Below are 16253 nucleotides of genomic sequence, written 5' to 3'. Positions count from 1 at the left end.
ATTTACGACAAGGGCCTCAAATGAAAGGAGTGAAAAACTTTGCTTCATGTTTTGTTTATAGGAGAAGATACGTCAAAACAACTAAATAAAAACTTCTATTACTTAGAGCAAGAACTTGATAAAGTAGTAAACTTAACAATATGGAGAAAACCTGGTCATATCAGCTATATTCTAAATCAACTCCCTTCCCGACCAGACTTTATATTACTGTTAAATGATATGAATGAACAAATGTCACCGATGATTAAAGGCCTTTCAAATATCGATATCCCTATAGGACTATTTGTAAATGATGTTCACCGGTTTGTGAATCTCAGAAAAAACTATATCGATAAGCACCATATTTCTTATTTATTTACTGTTGTTCGAGATAAATTTATAGAAATTTACCCGGAATTCAAAGATAAAATGGTATGGTTTCCACACTTCGTTAATATAGAATTATATAAGGACTATGCATTAAAAAAGGATAGCCGTTTATTAATGATAGGCGCCGTGAATGACTACTATCCGCTAAGGCAAAAAATAATTAAATCGTATGCGGGTAGTGCTGAATTTTCCTATCATAAGCATCCAGGTTACCGCGATTTTAGTAAGGAGGAAGAAGAACAACACTTTATTGGCCGGATGTATGCGCAAGAAATTAACCGTGCAAAGATTGTATTTACTTGCCCATCGGTCCTGAATTATCCTGTGACCAAGTATTTTGAAGTACTTGCCTGCAAAAGCCTTCTGCTCGCCCCAACGTTTAAAGAATTGGAGGATCTTGGCTTTATTCCTGGATTTCATTTTATACCGATAGATGAAAATAATTTCAAAGAAAAGGCCGCCTATTATTTAGCTAATCAAACAGAAAGGGAAAAGGTCGTTGAGCAGGGATATCATTTTATCCGGCAAAGGCATTCAGCAAAGCTACGAACGAAGCAGCTAGTAAAGAGAATAGAAAGTATTATCCTAATTTAAAAGGAGGTTTTTATTTGACTAACATGCCTAAAAGCGCCCAGGTAGGTAGCCATGCAGTTATTGAAAAGGATGTCCATATTGGGGAAAATGTTGTAATCGGCCATCATACAGTCATCCTACAAGGTACTAAAATTGAAGATAATGTCACCATTGGCTGTAATTGTGTTCTTGGCATCAAGCCTGGCGTCAATCAGAGAATGCGAAAGATTTCCAGTCCTGATGTTCCACTAGTTATCCAAGCTGGCACTCGAATTGGACATTTGGTTTCCATTTATTCCGGCACTGAAATCGGAAAGAACGTATTTATCGGGGATCATGCAAGCATTCGGGAAAATGTTTCCATTGGTGAGGATTCGGTTATTGGAAGAGCGGCTATTGTTGAATTAAATACCATGATCGGAAAATCTTGCACCATTCAGACGCAAGCATATGTAACTGGTGACACGATACTGGAAGATGATGTTTTTATCGGTCCTTGTGTATCGATGTCGAACGATAAATACATGGGTGCCAAAGATTATGATTTAAAGGGACCTCAAATTAAAATGGGAGCCAAGATTGGCAATAACGCGTCGCTATTACCAGGTATATCCATAGGAAGTAATACGATTGTAGGAGCTGGATCTGTCGTTACGAAGCATATAGAAGCTAACATCGTTGTTGCTGGGGTTCCCGCAAAGAAAATGAATACTTAATTTCATATAACACTTTATGAACTGGATTACAGCATTAATAAGAGAGGTGAAATGTTTGGGATCCGAACAAATCGATGATATCAAAGTTGTGATGCATGACCAGTTTGAGTCTATCGGGAAGAAAATAGGCAATGAACTTTTTGTTCCTCTTAGTTTATTGGAAAAAGGATACCACTCCGAAAAGGAATGGCTAGAAAAAGATAACACATTAAAAATCAACGTGACCAATGCACGATATTCGGAAATTAACCATTATGATTATAAAGGTAATTACTTGCATTATGATAAAAATAAAGTTGAAAATTGGAGTGTGGAATTCGATAGTGATGGGGTTCCCAAAACAATTTATTCCTATGGGAAATATTATAATCCCTCTACCATTGCCCAATATGGCCTACAACACTATAGTCTTTATTTAAAAAGCAATGCATCTGTGAGTAAAATTAAATTCCTAATCGTTGCTGATTGGTTTATAAATCACCAGGATGATCGAGGTGGATGGGCTTATCAATTTGACCTCCCATTTTATCCCGGCAGACTTGATAAACTAATTGCCCCCTGGTATTCGTCAATCGGACTCGGAATGGCAATGTCGGTTTTATCGCGTGCATCCTACCTTACAAAAGACAAAAAATACAGTAAAAGTGCATTAAAAGCGAATGAACTTTTTAAAACACCTACAAAGGAAAATGGGATTATGGCTAAATTTGAGAATCATTATGCTTTCTATGAAGAATGTCCAACTGATCCACCTAGTTTTATTTTAAATGGCTTCATGTTTTCTCTGATTGGATTGTACGATCTATATAAAGTAACAAACGATAGAAATACGAAAGTTTTATATGATAAGGGGATTACTTCATTAAGAAGAATGCTTCCGTTATACGATTTAGGTAACCGTACTGCCTATGATCTCACGCATTATACAACCGATGGAGGTTATCCAAATGTAGCAAAGTGGGGATATCACATTACCCATATCCATTTGTTGGCTGCACTAACTTCCATTGAAAATGACCCGAAAATGGTGGAAACTTTAAGAAGATGGAAGGGATATGTAAAGGGTCAATGACAACTGATTCACAAGATTCCCGACTCTTGTCTTTCCTCATAAGGTGAAACTAACATTTAGAGGGGCTCCCCCTCTGAATGTTAGTTGAACAATTTGGTCTTTCTATTGGCGAATTATCTGCGTTCAATGAAAAGTTCCTGTTTAGACTTTAGATTTCCTATCTACTTTTTAACAGAATATCATTTATTTTTTGAGCGGTTTTGCCATCCCCAAAAAGTAGCGGGGACGCTTTGGGAGTCTGAATCGTTTTTACCTGATCTACTATTTTGTCTGTATCTGCACCGGCTAGCTGGTTCCAACCTGATTGCACAGTTTCTACCCATTCCGTCTCGTCTCTAAGCGTGATACAAGGTACTTGAAGCATATAGGCTTCTTTCTGTAACCCACCTGAATCCGTTAAAACTAAATTTGCCTGCGAAGCAATTGTTAACATATCAAAGTAATTTAAAGGCTCCACTATTTTAATATGTGGCGACGAAATTAAATCCATAAACTTGAATTCATTTATCTTACGCTTCGTTCTAGGATGTAACGGAAATACGACATCCTTTTTTAATTGTTGTAGTGCTTCTAGAATCGACTTTAAACGTTCCGGTTGATCCGTATTTTCAGCACGGTGAACGGTCGCTAAATAATATTTTTCTCGTACAAGAGATAAATTTTCTATGATCGTGGATTGTTTTAAAGCATAAGGTTTGAAGTAAAGCACAGCGTCATACATAATATCGCCTGTTAGATGTACCCCATTGACAATCCCTTCCCTCCTTAAGTTTTCAATTGCAGCCTGGGACGGACAAAACAACCAATCAGAGAGATGGTCTGTGACTAGTCGATTAATCTCTTCAGGCATTTTTTTATTAAAGCTACGTAGTCCAGATTCTACATGGGCTACCGGGATATGGAGCTTTGACGCTGCCAAGCTACCAGCAAGCGTAGAATTTGTATCTCCATAAACTAATACAACATCCGGGTTGATGGAAATCATAATATGCTCCAATTCCACTAACATGTTGGCCGTTTGTTTACCATGGGATCCGGAACCGACACCTAAATAATAATCCGCCTTTGGGAGGTTCAATTGTTCAAAAAAAACAGTAGACATATTATCATCATAATGTTGCCCTGTGTGTACGATAACCTCTTCTATTTCTGAATTTGATTTTATCGCTTTAGACAGCATACATGCCTTGATAAATTGTGGACGTGCTCCTACTACAGTTAAAATTCTCATTCCTTTCTCCTTTCCAAAATGGTTCATCCATTTTATTCATCATCCTTCATTTCTGTTATATATTTAATGTTAAACACACCATTTACCGTCTTTTTGAACATGAAACCAAAAGATCCATAATATAATAAGAAAAGCGCAAGCGCCTTGGTCCCCCCCCGACAAGCTTAAGCAAAATCCCGGAGTCGCGCTTTTTGCCACATAGGAAGATTGCTTAAAAGCTCGAGGGTATAGGCCTGGAGTCAGACAGATCTTATTAGAAAACTTGGCTTCTAGCCAAACCTTAGTAGTACTTATGCAGCGGGAAGTTTTATACTTTCCTATCTGCCCAGAAAGGAGCCCATAAAATGGCGGTAAAGGTATGTATGCTAATAGCCGATCACCCGTTTTTAGATTCAAGGGTTTTCAAAAGGGAAGCCAAAAGTTTAAAAAAGTTAGGTTATGATGTAACCATGATTGTCCCTAGAAAGGAAGGATACCTATTTGACATAGATGGAACACCAATCAAAGATAAATTCTTAAACCAAACATTTACCACCCCTGAAGGAATTACCATCGTCACATATGATTATGAAGAAAGCAGAGCGCCATTAAGTAAAGTATTATCCGACGAAACCCTTTGGAAGGTCGGCTTTAATAACCCATTAACAAAACTGGGTATCCAGCAAGATGCAGATATTTACCACGTACATGAGTACCTGTCCCTCTTTGCTGGTATTGGTGTCAAAAGGATGTTAAAAAAGAAAAACAAGACAATTAAACTAGTCTATGATAGTCACGAATTAACACCAGACCCATTTGATTTGCGATACACCAAAGAATCAAGAAGGAATTTAAAAGAAAAACTACTGACGATGCTTAAAGAAGTCGACCAAGTCATCACCATCTCCCATGCTATAAAATCATGGTTTCTTTCACAAATTCCTACCTTGCCTGTAGAAGTTATTTATAATTCACCTCCACTAGCAAAGGATTATCAGCCGAAGCAATATAACAAAGATGGTCTGATTGCATGTTATGAAGGAAATATCGGCCAAAAAAGAGGAAGTAAAGATAAAATTATGCAAATTTCCGAAACCTGTTCAAAAACAATTAATTTTAAATTTAAGGTAATTGGTGGGACACGATTTGGTGAATCTTTTATCCTACCTGATCATTTAAAAGATAAAGTTAAGTTAACAGGTTGGGTAGATTATTATTCTATTTCACAACATATGAGAAATGTGGATGTCGGATGGATTGATTATGAAGATTTAGGTCATTCACTCAACCGTTCCTATGCGATGCCGAATAAATTTTTCAGTTTCTTAAATAATGGCATACCTATTTTGGTTAACCGCTGCCATGAGATGGAATCCTTTATCCGAGCACATCGATGTGGCCTTATCATTGATAAAAAAGAAGCTACAGCGGATGACTACGCAAACGCTTTGCTTTATCTATATAAAAATAAACCGCTTTTAAGAGAAATGAGTCTAAATGCCAGGAAGGTAATGGAAGAAATCTACTGTTGGGAGAAAATGGAGAACAGATTAATGAATATCTATCATCAGTTGACCAATAAGGAAGTAATATTTTATACGTAATAGTAGATTTCTGGTTCATTACGATCCTATAGGCATAAATCCATTATTGCATTACATCAGTCTCCTTCGAAAAGCAGATATGATTTATCATTACTTTCGCCATCCTTTACACACTATCTTTCACCCAATTTACAGTGGCTGCAATCCCATCTTTAAAGGACGTTTTAGGGTACTGACCACAAATACTTTGCAGTTTTTTCACGGATCCTCTATGACTAATAACATCTGCTTTTCGGTTAGGCATTCTAAGGACTTTTCCCTTATAGTTCATCACGTCTATTATCGTCTCAACTACATTTTCAATCGATAATTGTTGATCTGTACTAATGTTTACACATTCCCCAGCTGGAATAAGTGGGAAAACCTTTGTTGCGATATCAACGGCGTCCTCCACATAAATAAAATCCCTTGTTTGTTGTCCAGGACCGTGAATCTCAGGTGCATCGCCATCTAATATTTTTTTAATTGTAAGGGGGATGACACCAGCAAGATCCCCCTCAAAGTTCTGTCTAGGTCCATAATTATTAAAAGGCCGAACAATAAAAGCATCTAAATCAAACATTTTCACATAGGATTGTAGCATCAAATCAGCCGAGGCCTTTCCAGCAGCATAAGTGGTTGTTGGGGCAAGCGGATGCTGTTCATCCATTGGTTGATATTGAGATGAACCATATGCCTCTGAAGAAGAAAAATGACATAATGTTTGAAATGCCTGCTTTCTTTGAAGTTCCAATAAGTTTTTTAAGACTAGAACATTTGTTAAGAAAGCATTGGACGGATTATAAAAAGAATAGTTTAATGCCTTGGTTGCACAGTTAAAAACAATATCGATATCATATTTTTCCATGATATAATTAAGGACCTCTTGATCCTCTGCATTATCCACATGAAACACTGCGCCATTGCTTAATGCATGATATAAATTTTCCTTTTTCCCGGTAAAAAGATTATCAACAATGATAATTCGAGTTGCCCCTTCTGCTTGTATTCTATCTACCAGATGACTGCCGATAAAACCGGCTCCACCTACAATTAAAACAGTACTATTGACTAATGACGGTCGATTCAATTTATGGCACTTCCCTTCCGATCGGTATTTAAAAGTTCAATCGAGATTGTCCGCCATCAACAGATATGGTCGATCCCACAATCCAGGAGGCTTTGTCAGATGCCAAAAATACAGCAACATTTCCAATCTCTTCGGGCTTTCCTAGTCGCCCCGCTGGAATTTTATCCTGCCCATATTTTTTTAAAAAGTCGGGATCAAGTTTTAAACGACGATTCCACTCTTTATTTGGATGATAAATGGCACCAGGGGCAATTCCAATGACGCGAATATTACTTTTTATTACCTCAGAACTAAAAGCCTTTGTAAAACTAATTAAAGCAGCTTTTGATGCATTATAAGAAGGAAGGCCCCCTGATTCCTTTCCGTAGATGGAGGAAATATTAATGATTACCCCTTCACCTTGACTTAACATCTGTTTACTCGCTAATTGACTTAAATGAACAGCAGAGATGAAATTCAGCTCCATTGCTTCACTAAATACGCTTGAAGAGGTCTTTAAAACACCTTCTCCATGAGCAGAACCTACATTATTAACAAGAACGTCAATGGTGTTAAAGTCATCAATAAATTCGCGCATTAATTCCTCCCTTTGCTCATGCATTGCAAGATCTTTTGGATAAATTTGTACTCCAATTTCTTCTTTCGTTTCTAAAAGTTCCGTATTACTTCTTGCCACAATGCCAACTTGGGCCCCCTCATTTAGGAAAGCTTTAGCTATCGCCTTTCCAATCCCCTTTGATCCTCCCGTCACTAACACTTTTTTCCCTTTTAGGTTTAACTCCATCCTTGTCTCACCTCCAAGCATTTCATTTATTCAGATGAATAATTCAGATACATTGCTAATACTTTAGTAAGAAGGTATCTAAAATATTGCTACTGTTGAAAAGCGCAAAAAACGTATACCTTTCAAACTTGAATTCTCGTCAAACCTTCGTTCAACGAAAATGCCCTTTTTTCATCTGCGGTGCATCTTCCTTTTGTGCATTTATGCAGAAAGAAAAAATGGGTATAATTTCTTTAATGCAAAGTAAATATAATAATATACTCCATTTACGACAATCAGTGTGGGTTTCATTAATGATGGGAGGAATAAAGATTGAAAAAAAAGGTCTGTATGCTCTTATGCTACCTTCCCTTTCTAGATGCGCGTGTTTTTGAATGTGAAGCTAAAAGTCTGCTAAAGCATGGATATGATGTTACCATCATCGCTCCACGAAAGAATAGCCTTTTATTTGATATCGATGGAAAGCCATTTACTGACCGTTTTCGTGAAGAAACCTTCCATTATCAAGGGGTTAAGATTGTGACTTACGATAGCGAGAAAAGAACAACAAACCATCTATCGGACCCCTTGTATCAATTGGGATTAAAGGAAGAAGCTGATTTCTACCAAGCACATGAATTAAATTCATTTTCTTACGGGAAGGAGATTAAAAACGCATTAAAAACACAAAAAAATAAAAGTGCAAAATTAATTTATGATAGCCGGCAACTAATTCCAGATCCATTTTCATTAAAGATAAATGATGAAACGAAGAAAACTTGGAGAAGCACACTTCTTGCTAACTTAAAAGTGGCTGATTATGTCATCACAGTTTCTGACTCTATCAAATCGTGGTATTTATCCATAGATCCCCTGCTTCCCGTAGAGGTCATCTATAATTCTCCCCCACTTACTTCAAATTTTAGTTTAAAGGAGGATCACACAAATAAGTTCGTTGTAGCACATGAGGGAAATTTATCCAAAGCAAATATCGAGAAATTCCTTCCCATGACTGACTCTATTCGTAAGGTCATGGACATCCAGTTTAAACTGATTGGTGGCCCGCGATATGGGGAAACAATCGCTATTCCTGAGCATTTGCAATCTCACGTTACCATGTCTGGTTGGGTTCATTATCATTCGCTCCCTGCCGAAATGTCAGATGTGGATATCGGTTTGATTGATTTAGACCCTACTCATTCACTTAATAATGCCTTTTCAATGCCTAGTAAACTATTTAGTTATTTAAACAATGGTGTACCTGTTTTAGTGAACAAATGCAGCGATATGGAGAAGTTTGTGCATACGTATCAATGTGGAATGGTTATTAATAAATTAAATCCTACTCCCGCTGATTATGTAAAAGGGATATTGTACCTTCATAAAAATAAATCAGAATTAGAACAAATGCGCATAAACGCTCGTAAAATGATGGAAGATGTCTACAGTTGGAATCATATGGAAAAGCGGTTAATCGCAGTTTATCGTTCACTCGCGTCTAACCAGCCCCAATACCTTTTATCATAAGAAAAATTGGAGGGAAATAATGTGTAAAAACGTTTGTTTTTTGATAACTGAACATCCCTTCTTAGATGCGCGCATTTTTAAAAAGGAAGCCAAAAGCTTGTTGAAAGAAGGCTACAATGTAACCATGATTGTTCCTAGAAAAGATGGTTATTTATTTGATGTGGATGGGACTATCTTCCGTGATAGCTTCCGTTCTCCAACCTTTATTCATGAGGGAATCAAGGTGATTACGTATGAACAAATGTATCCTGAAAATAATATCAAAAATCTTCACTATAACCTTCGTACTGGAAATGAAACCCGTTTTACTGATCCATTAACACAAATAGGGATTGCGCAGAAAGCAGATTTCTACCATGCCCATGAGTTTTTTTCACTTTATTCAGGCATTGGAATTAAACGTGCTTTAACTTCAAAAGGAGAACGATGTAAAGTCATTTATGATAGTCATGAATTAGAGCCAGATAGCTTGGTTGATCAACCCAACAACACCAAGAAAATTAAAGAACAAATGTTGATCTATATGTTACAAGAATTAGACTACGTCATAACAGTATCCGAGTCTATTAAATCATGGTATCTGTCTATAGATCCCCAACTAGATATAGAAGTAATCTATAATTCTCCACCCTTAGCACCTGACTCAAAATCAAGGCAACAGGACACGCCTTCAAACTTAGTAATCGCATATGAAGGTGTGATAAATCACAAAAGGGGAAATTTCAATAAGCTGATCGACGTATTGGAATTGTGTAATCAAAAGTTTGACCTGGAAGCCAAAATTATTGGAGGATGGAAGAAGTCAAAACATGGTCAGCCTCTAGATATTCCCGCTTCATTAAAAGAGAAAGTGCACTTTACTGGATGGGTAAATTATGATTCAATCCCTAAGTTTATGCATAATGTAGATTTAGGATGGATAGATTTAGATGCTGCTCATTCCCTTAATAACCGATTTGCTATGCCAAATAAATTTTTTAGTTATTTAAATAATGGCGTACCAGTTTTGGTAAATCAATGCCAAGATATGGCGCATTTTATCCAAACTTATACATGCGGGTATACGGTCAATAAGCTACAAGCTACAGCAGATGATTATTTTCAGGCGTTACTCCTGCTCCATACTAATAAAAATAGAATTTATGAGATGAGCCTAAACGCGCGGAAAGTAATGGAGTCACAATTCAGCTGGGAGCATATGGAAAAGAGACTTTTTGCCGTTTACGATCAATTAGCGAAATAACACGGAAAGGATGGATACCTTTGAGAGTGCTGCATATCCCTTATGGTTCTCCTATGATTGAATTGTGTCGTGGATTACGTTTTAAAGGCGTTCAAGCTACTTCTTGTCACTTCACTGAAAACAATTTTAAATTTAAACCTGATATGTGCTTAAAGCTTAATTTGCTTACAAATCACGAAAGAGATAACAAAGTAAAACGTTTTTTACAGGAGGCGATACAAAAATACGACATCTTTCATTTTCATTTCGGTGAAACATTTTTTCCAGATAAAAGTGACCTAGCCATTTTGAAAAAGGCTGGAAAGAAAATGGTCGTCCATCATCACGGTTCAGATATTCGATTACTTTCCGTTGCAAAAAGCTTTAACAATCCTTATGTTCGAGTGAAACCTGAATGGACAGAAGCAAAAATATATAAAAATGTAGCGACCTTATCAAAATATATCGATCATGCGATTGTTCAAGACCATGAATTGGAAGGTTATATTTCAGATCAATACAAGTATACACACGTTATCCCTCATACAATTGATGTAAATCAATTTAAAGCGCAATATCCTGATGGCAAAAATCCCTCCCCCTTGATCGTCCATGCCCCTACCTTAAGAGATCTTAAAGGAACGGAATTTATTTTAAATGCAGTAAATCAATTAAAGCGCTCAGGATTATCATTTCAATTTAAATTAATTGAAGGAAGCACGCATGATGAAACCATGAGCCTTCTTTCCCAATCAGACATTGTGATTGACCAATTGAGGATCGGTGCCTGTGGCTATATTAGTTCAGAGGCAATGGCTTTTGGGAAGCCCGTCATTTGTTATATAAGAGATGATTTGGTATCAAAATACTCCCCAGAGCTTCCAGTAGTCAACGCAAATCCCTCCACCATTACAGACGTATTGAAAACCCTCATTCAAAATCCGCAAAAGTGGAATGAACTTGGTATCAGAGGAAGAAAGTATGTGGAAATGCACCATCATACCCCAATCGTTGCAGATCGTTACGTTGATATTTACAAGAATTTATAAAGCCTTTATTCCTTCATTATTGGCGCTAAAAGTCCAATCATATTAAATTTTATCGACATAAGCTAGAAAGTGAAAGCGTCATTCTATGGGGTTTTCCAGCGTACAGGATGTGCTATATTGCAGGACTGCCAGCCCTTTACCACGTATTAATTGAACGAAGTCAGTACAGTAGTTAATCCCCATTTTAAAGTTCTTATACCTCCCATATGCTTGAAATGGGGACCTTACTGTCTATTCATATGAGATAAAGAAGGCTTGGGTCGGCCGTCTGCGATCTATCTGCGCTCGAAGCTCGGCGGCACTTAGCACTCGCCCGTAAAGGCGGGTGCATTAGTTGCCCCCAAAGATAAAATAGGTTCACGAATGATCATAGAAATGAGGTTGTAATATGATGATAGACGAAAGCCCGTCGTTACCTAATATAGCCGTTGTTGGACTTGGTAAAATCGGACTAACTTTAGCAGCTGTTTTTGCCAATAATGGATTTAATGTTTTGGGTGCGGATATCAACACAAATGTCGTAGCTTCAATCAATCAAGGCAAATCCCATATTAAAAATGAGCCTGGGTTAGATCAATTGGTCCTAGAAGCTCACACTAATAAAACATTATCAGCCACTACAGTAACTAAGGATGCCGTTGCCCTAGCGGATATAATCGTTGTAATTGTACCAGTACTAGTGGATGAACAAAACAATATAGATTACCAAATGATTGATTTGGCTGTGCAAGCGATAGCTGAAGGAATAAAGCAAGGATCCTTAATTGTTTTTGAAACAACACTCCCACCAGGTGACACGAAGCATCGATTTGGAAAAATGATCGAAAACGTTTCGGGGTTGCGTGCAGGGGAAGATTTCCACCTCGCATATAGTCCTGAAAGGGTCTATTCTAATCGGATTATCCAGGATTTGCAAAACTATCCAAAAGTAGTTGGTGGAATCGATAAGGAAAGTCTGGAACGGGCATCAAACTTTTACCAACAAGCGCTCGGCTGTGAATTGATTGAGGTTAGTTCGTTGGAAACTGCTGAGTTCTCTAAGGTTGCGGAATGTGTGTATCGCGATGTGAATATTGCACTTGCGAATGAGCTTGCACAGTTTGCAGAAGAAAAAGATGTCAACATGTCTGAAGTGATAGAAGCTAGTAATAGTCAACCCTATTCTCATCTACACGCCCCTGGTATTGGTGTTGGAGGGCATTGCATTCCCATATATCCTTATTTTTTCATCAATAAGGGTCTAGATCGAGGGCTAACTCCTTTGTCCCGGGAAATCAATGACAACATGGCTCATTATGCCATTTCAAAAATCGAAAGAGAAATCGGATCCTTAGCAAATAAAAACATTCTAATTTTAGGTTTATCCTATCGCGGAAATGTAAAAGAACCAACAAAATCAACTACCTTATTGCTAATCAATCAACTACAAGAAAAAGAGGCAAATGTGTTGATAAATGATCCATTATTTACAGATAACGAAATTCGAAAATATGGCGCTGAACCTTTATCTTTAAAAAGTAAATCTATTTCTGAAATAGATGTGGTTATCCTACAAGCTTTTCACCAGGAATATAGTCATATAGACTTTAGCCATTTTGATCAATGTAAGCTCGTCTTAGACGGACGAAATAAATTAAATAAGCGTGAGATCACGCAGTTAGGAATTAAATATAAAGGTATTGGAGATTAAATAAAATGGTATACAACGAGAGGAATCAGATACCAATGGTGGATTTAAAAGAAGAATTAGCGTTAATTAAATCCCCCATATTAGCAGCGTTAGCCGAGGTCCTGGATAGCGGGGATTTTATATTGGGAGAAAAAGGAGCGCAATTGGAAAAGTTAATTGCCGAATATGCCCAAGCCTCTTATGGTCTTGGTGTAGCAAATGGGACGGACGCATTACAATTATCTCTCCAAGCATTAAACATTGGACCCGGAGATGAAGTAATCACGACACCATTTACTTTCTTCGCAACCGCTGAGGTAATTGCACAAGTTGGCGCGAAACCTGTTTTTGTTGATATAGAAGAAGAAACATATAACATTGACCCTTCCAAAATAGAGGACGCGCTAACTAAAAACACAAAGGCCATCATCGTCGTACATTTATATGGTCAAACTGCTAACATGGAAGCAATAATGAAGCTTGCTAAAACACATAACTTATATGTTATTGAGGATGCCTGCCAAGCGATTGGAACAGAATATGATGGGAGAAGGGTTGGAGCAATAGGCGATATTGGCTGTTTTTCCTTCTTTCCATCCAAAAACCTCGGGGCATTTGGAGATGCTGGTCTCGTCGTAACCAATCAAAGCAATTTATATGAAAAGGTTCGCGAACTTAGAAATCATGGTAGCGAAAAAAAGTATCAGCATACATCAATCGGTATGAACAGTAGGCTTGATGAATTTCAGGCAGCAACTTTACTCGTTAAATTAGATCATTTAGACATCTTTTTGCATAAAAGAAAAGAGGTTGCCAGAAGATACACAGAGGGGTTGAATGATCTTTTAAAAACCCCTCCAATCGTAGAGGATCGAAGCCATACTTTCCATCAATATTGTATTGAATTAGACAACAGAGACGAACTCGCTTTAGCATTAAAAAATAACGGCATTGCTTCAGCGATTTATTATCCTATCCCTCTCCACTTACAACCGGCTTTCGATTATCTCCATTATAAGCAGGGTGATTTCCCGGTGGCAGAGAAAACTGCTGATAGGATATTGGCACTCCCCATCTCTCCTATGCTATCTTTTCACAAACAAGATGATATCATTTCAACAGTTCAAAACTTTTTGGAGAACAATGGATAATATAGTTCCATTGTTCTCTTCTTCTTAGTCGTCTTTTAGCGTCTTTAAGAAATCATTCCATTTTGCATTACTTGTTTTCGTGATACTCTCATTGTGTTCCCGTACATTATAAACTGTAAAATCGTGATAACAAAACTTGGATTTCTTTATTAATCGATGTAACACACTCACATCTTCATAAAGTCTCCCACTTTCAAACGCAACGACCGGAAATCCCCCCTCCCTTTTTAATGAAGAAGTACGATATATTCTCGGTCCAAGCGGAAAACGATAGGACAGTAAATCAGCTCTACTGTTAATCGCAACACCCTTATTAACCCCTTTAAAGTGTACGTCCCCCTCTAACTGTTTCCATTTTCTAAGATTACCGTACATTACCGCAACCTCCTTCTTTAGTGTTGATAAATACTGTTTAATAACATATACGGCATCAGGATCCAGCCAATCGTCGGCATCAAGCTCCAATATAAAGTCGGTCATCACATGCGGTAATAGATCGTTTAAGGCCTTTGCTTTTCCTTCATTTCTTTTATTAAATACTTTCACTTGCTCCCCATCAGCCCATTGCTGCAGTTGTTGATAAGATTTATCTGTTGAGCCATCGTCCATAATAAGTATTTGTTCTACTTGCTCACGCTGTAAAAGACATGATGTGACGGCAATTTGTACATACTTTTCCATATTAAAATTTGCAATCAAAATAGCAATGGTTGGTTGCTCTGTTTTATTTTTTTCCAGTTGGTATTTCTCTATCATTTTTAACTTTTCTATTGTATGAGTAGAACTATTTTTCCTTGCTTGTTTCACTAAACCTTCTTTAAATAGTTTGAGAGAGGGCGCTATATTCGAAAGCCAAGCAGAAAAAAAAGCCTCCTTAAATGGTAGATGAAGGTTTGATAGAAAAGGCTCCTTTTTAAGAAAAGCGGTGCGGACGAGCAGTGGACGATCGATAACCGTGCTACGATTATGATAATGTGTCCCTAAAACTGTTTGGGGATCGGTTAGTTGGAGGGATTCGATACTTATTTTAGGTGTAAGATAGTCTGTATCTTGCAGAAATAAAACATAAGAACTGGTCAGTTGATAGATCGTATGATTCAACGTTTCCCCGAGATTATTACTTTCAATTGGAATAAATTGAACGCAGTCAAGGCCTTCGATATTTATAGGGTTGCTTTCCTCTTGGACAACGATAACGGATTTTAACCTCGAACCAAGTACTTTTAAAGAAATGAGCGCTTTATGTATTAACGCTTGATCGGAATAGTGAACAAGCATTGCGGTTATATCTTTCAACATCATGCTCCCCTTTCCTTCCAATATTTTCTCACATTATATATGTATGGTTTAAAAGTACTTTTATACACTTGCATTTAAGTGCGTGTTCAAACCGGACCTTTTGAACAACCTTTTAAATTAAATAGAAAGCCGGTGATCAGTCGGCTCTCTATAAAGGGGAAATTCATGGGTAAAATCCTTACAAGACTTGTATTGATTTATATATTATATTTATGTATTTACTAACAAATGGAATCGGCTTATCCCCTGAGGTATTGACACATTTTGTTATTAAAGTGGGACAGCTTACTCATTTTTACTAGAAGTAGACTTCTATACAGGCTCTTATAAAAGCATTACATACATTAGTAGGGACCATGAACTTAATAATATAAGGGGAGATTATATGAGGACTAATAAATGCGGAAATAACTTCCAACCAAGAAAAAAGGCTGATGATTGTGTGTGCGACATAGTAAGACGTATTGTGCAAGCGCAAAATAAAGTGGGAGCAAATAGCTGTTCTTCCGGCTGTGATAGTTCTATTCACCAATTATTATCACAGAAAAAGGGGAATAACATCGGACCTATTCATACAACCATTCCATTTATGCTTTATTGTGGCGGAACATGCGAGCCATTTATCGGAAGCGGTGTATATAAGACTTCCGGTTCAAAGGGAAAAAATGCTTTTGGTTGTGTGGAAACGCCAATCTTTCGTGCCAAAAATTTTGTGAAAGGCAGTGACTGTTGCGTAAGATTGGAATTATTGGTTCCTATTTCAGAAGGATGTGGTGCTTCAGTTCCGCCAAAAGATACAATGAGCACAGTATGTCCGTTTTTCCCAACAGACGATCCGATAACAGGCTTTAAAGCTAGTGGCATTTGCTTAACCGTCAACCTAGATCACTATTCCGCCATCACCTGTTTAGATCCCATATAATGGGGACGGTCCCCCACCACGCTAATTCGATCAAGCGC

General features: G+C 37.5%; 14 protein-coding genes. 10 read left to right on the top strand and 4 right to left on the bottom strand.

Going from position 1 to position 16253, the window contains the following annotated elements; all coding sequences use genetic code 11:
- Positions 1-39 precede the first annotated feature (39 nt).
- Genes JOC34_RS10190 through JOC34_RS10180 form a run of 3 tightly spaced genes read left to right on the top strand, consistent with a single transcriptional unit; the run spans position 40 to position 2730 of the window.
- Positions 40-963, top strand: a complete 924-nt coding sequence (locus tag JOC34_RS10190; RefSeq protein WP_205136645.1) for a glycosyltransferase family protein — start codon at positions 40-42, stop codon at positions 961-963.
- Positions 964-986: 23 nt separating this feature from the next.
- Positions 987-1658 carry an acyltransferase gene (locus tag JOC34_RS10185; RefSeq protein ID WP_205136838.1) on the top strand — a complete coding sequence of 224 codons (672 nt, stop codon included), beginning with the start codon at positions 987-989 and terminating at the stop codon, positions 1656-1658.
- A gap of 55 nt (positions 1659-1713) precedes the next feature.
- The gene (locus tag JOC34_RS10180) at positions 1714-2730 is read left to right on the top strand and encodes a D-glucuronyl C5-epimerase family protein (RefSeq protein WP_205136644.1); all 1017 of its coding nucleotides are present in this window, start codon (positions 1714-1716) and stop codon (positions 2728-2730) included.
- Positions 2731-2887: 157 nt separating this feature from the next.
- Here the strand turns inward: JOC34_RS10180 and wecB are convergent, their stop codons facing one another.
- Positions 2888-3961: a non-hydrolyzing UDP-N-acetylglucosamine 2-epimerase gene (gene wecB / locus JOC34_RS10175; RefSeq protein ID WP_205136643.1), complete on the bottom strand. Its 1074-nt coding sequence runs from the start codon at positions 3959-3961 to the stop codon at positions 2888-2890.
- 344 nt (positions 3962-4305) lie between these two features.
- Between wecB and JOC34_RS10170 the strand changes: the two genes are divergently transcribed.
- Positions 4306-5544, top strand: a complete 1239-nt coding sequence (locus JOC34_RS10170) for a glycosyltransferase (RefSeq protein ID WP_205136642.1) — start codon at positions 4306-4308, stop codon at positions 5542-5544.
- A gap of 106 nt (positions 5545-5650) precedes the next feature.
- On the opposite strand, the gene JOC34_RS10165 is transcribed toward JOC34_RS10170, so the two are convergent.
- Both JOC34_RS10165 and JOC34_RS10160 read right to left on the bottom strand, forming a co-directional pair.
- On the bottom strand, positions 5651-6613 hold the full coding sequence (locus tag JOC34_RS10165) for a dTDP-glucose 4,6-dehydratase (protein ID WP_205136641.1): 963 nt from the start codon (positions 6611-6613) through the stop codon (positions 5651-5653).
- Positions 6614-6641: 28 nt separating this feature from the next.
- The gene (locus JOC34_RS10160; RefSeq protein WP_205136640.1) at positions 6642-7397 is read right to left on the bottom strand and encodes an SDR family NAD(P)-dependent oxidoreductase; all 756 of its coding nucleotides are present in this window, start codon (positions 7395-7397) and stop codon (positions 6642-6644) included.
- Between the two features lie 312 nt (positions 7398-7709).
- On the opposite strand from JOC34_RS10160, the gene JOC34_RS10155 reads away from it, so the two are divergent.
- The 5 genes from JOC34_RS10155 to JOC34_RS10135 all read left to right on the top strand — a co-directional run bounded on the left by JOC34_RS10155 (position 7710) and on the right by JOC34_RS10135 (position 13994).
- Positions 7710-8903: a glycosyltransferase gene (locus JOC34_RS10155; RefSeq protein WP_239544246.1), complete on the top strand. Its 1194-nt coding sequence runs from the start codon at positions 7710-7712 to the stop codon at positions 8901-8903.
- Between the two features lie 19 nt (positions 8904-8922).
- Entirely contained in the window at positions 8923-10146 is a 1224-nt protein-coding gene (locus tag JOC34_RS10150; protein ID WP_205136639.1) for a glycosyltransferase, read from the top strand.
- Between the two features lie 26 nt (positions 10147-10172).
- A complete protein-coding gene (locus JOC34_RS10145) occupies positions 10173-11174 on the top strand; it encodes a glycosyltransferase family 4 protein (protein WP_338062666.1) in 1002 nt (333 codons plus the stop codon).
- Between the two features lie 388 nt (positions 11175-11562).
- Entirely contained in the window at positions 11563-12864 is a 1302-nt protein-coding gene (locus tag JOC34_RS10140) for a nucleotide sugar dehydrogenase (protein WP_205136637.1), read from the top strand.
- 5 nt (positions 12865-12869) lie between these two features.
- Positions 12870-13994, top strand: a complete 1125-nt coding sequence (locus JOC34_RS10135; RefSeq protein ID WP_205136636.1) for a DegT/DnrJ/EryC1/StrS family aminotransferase — start codon at positions 12870-12872, stop codon at positions 13992-13994.
- Between the two features lie 24 nt (positions 13995-14018).
- Here the strand turns inward: JOC34_RS10135 and JOC34_RS10130 are convergent, their stop codons facing one another.
- Positions 14019-15290: a glycosyltransferase family 2 protein gene (locus JOC34_RS10130; RefSeq protein ID WP_205136635.1), complete on the bottom strand. Its 1272-nt coding sequence runs from the start codon at positions 15288-15290 to the stop codon at positions 14019-14021.
- Between the two features lie 388 nt (positions 15291-15678).
- Between JOC34_RS10130 and JOC34_RS10125 the strand changes: the two genes are divergently transcribed.
- The gene (locus JOC34_RS10125; RefSeq protein ID WP_205136634.1) at positions 15679-16215 is read left to right on the top strand and encodes a CotY/CotZ family spore coat protein; all 537 of its coding nucleotides are present in this window, start codon (positions 15679-15681) and stop codon (positions 16213-16215) included.
- Positions 16216-16253: the final 38 nt, after the last annotated feature.

The organism is Virgibacillus halotolerans, from assembly GCF_016908515.1.
In the GTDB taxonomy this organism is placed as follows: domain Bacteria; phylum Bacillota; class Bacilli; order Bacillales; family Amphibacillaceae; genus Virgibacillus_M; species Virgibacillus_M halotolerans.
The sequence above is the reverse complement of the archived record's forward strand: the minus strand, read 5'-3'. Positions and strand labels throughout refer to the sequence as shown.

Excerpts from the sequence above, each read along its gene's own strand:
- JOC34_RS10150 (WP_205136639.1), top strand. The coding sequence starts at position 8,923 with ATGTGTAAAAACGTTTGTTTTTTGATAACTGAACATCCCTTCTTAGAT.
- wecB (WP_205136643.1), bottom strand. The coding sequence starts at position 3,961 with ATGAGAATTTTAACTGTAGTAGGAGCACGTCCACAATTTATCAAGGCA.
- JOC34_RS10140 (WP_205136637.1), top strand. The coding sequence starts at position 11,563 with ATGATGATAGACGAAAGCCCGTCGTTACCTAATATAGCCGTTGTTGGA.
- JOC34_RS10185 (WP_205136838.1), top strand. The coding sequence starts at position 987 with ATGCCTAAAAGCGCCCAGGTAGGTAGCCATGCAGTTATTGAAAAGGAT.
- JOC34_RS10170 (WP_205136642.1), top strand. The coding sequence starts at position 4,306 with ATGGCGGTAAAGGTATGTATGCTAATAGCCGATCACCCGTTTTTAGAT.
- JOC34_RS10125 (WP_205136634.1), top strand. The coding sequence starts at position 15,679 with ATGAGGACTAATAAATGCGGAAATAACTTCCAACCAAGAAAAAAGGCT.
- JOC34_RS10160 (WP_205136640.1), bottom strand. The coding sequence starts at position 7,397 with ATGGAGTTAAACCTAAAAGGGAAAAAAGTGTTAGTGACGGGAGGATCA.
- JOC34_RS10135 (WP_205136636.1), top strand. The coding sequence starts at position 12,870 with ATGGTATACAACGAGAGGAATCAGATACCAATGGTGGATTTAAAAGAA.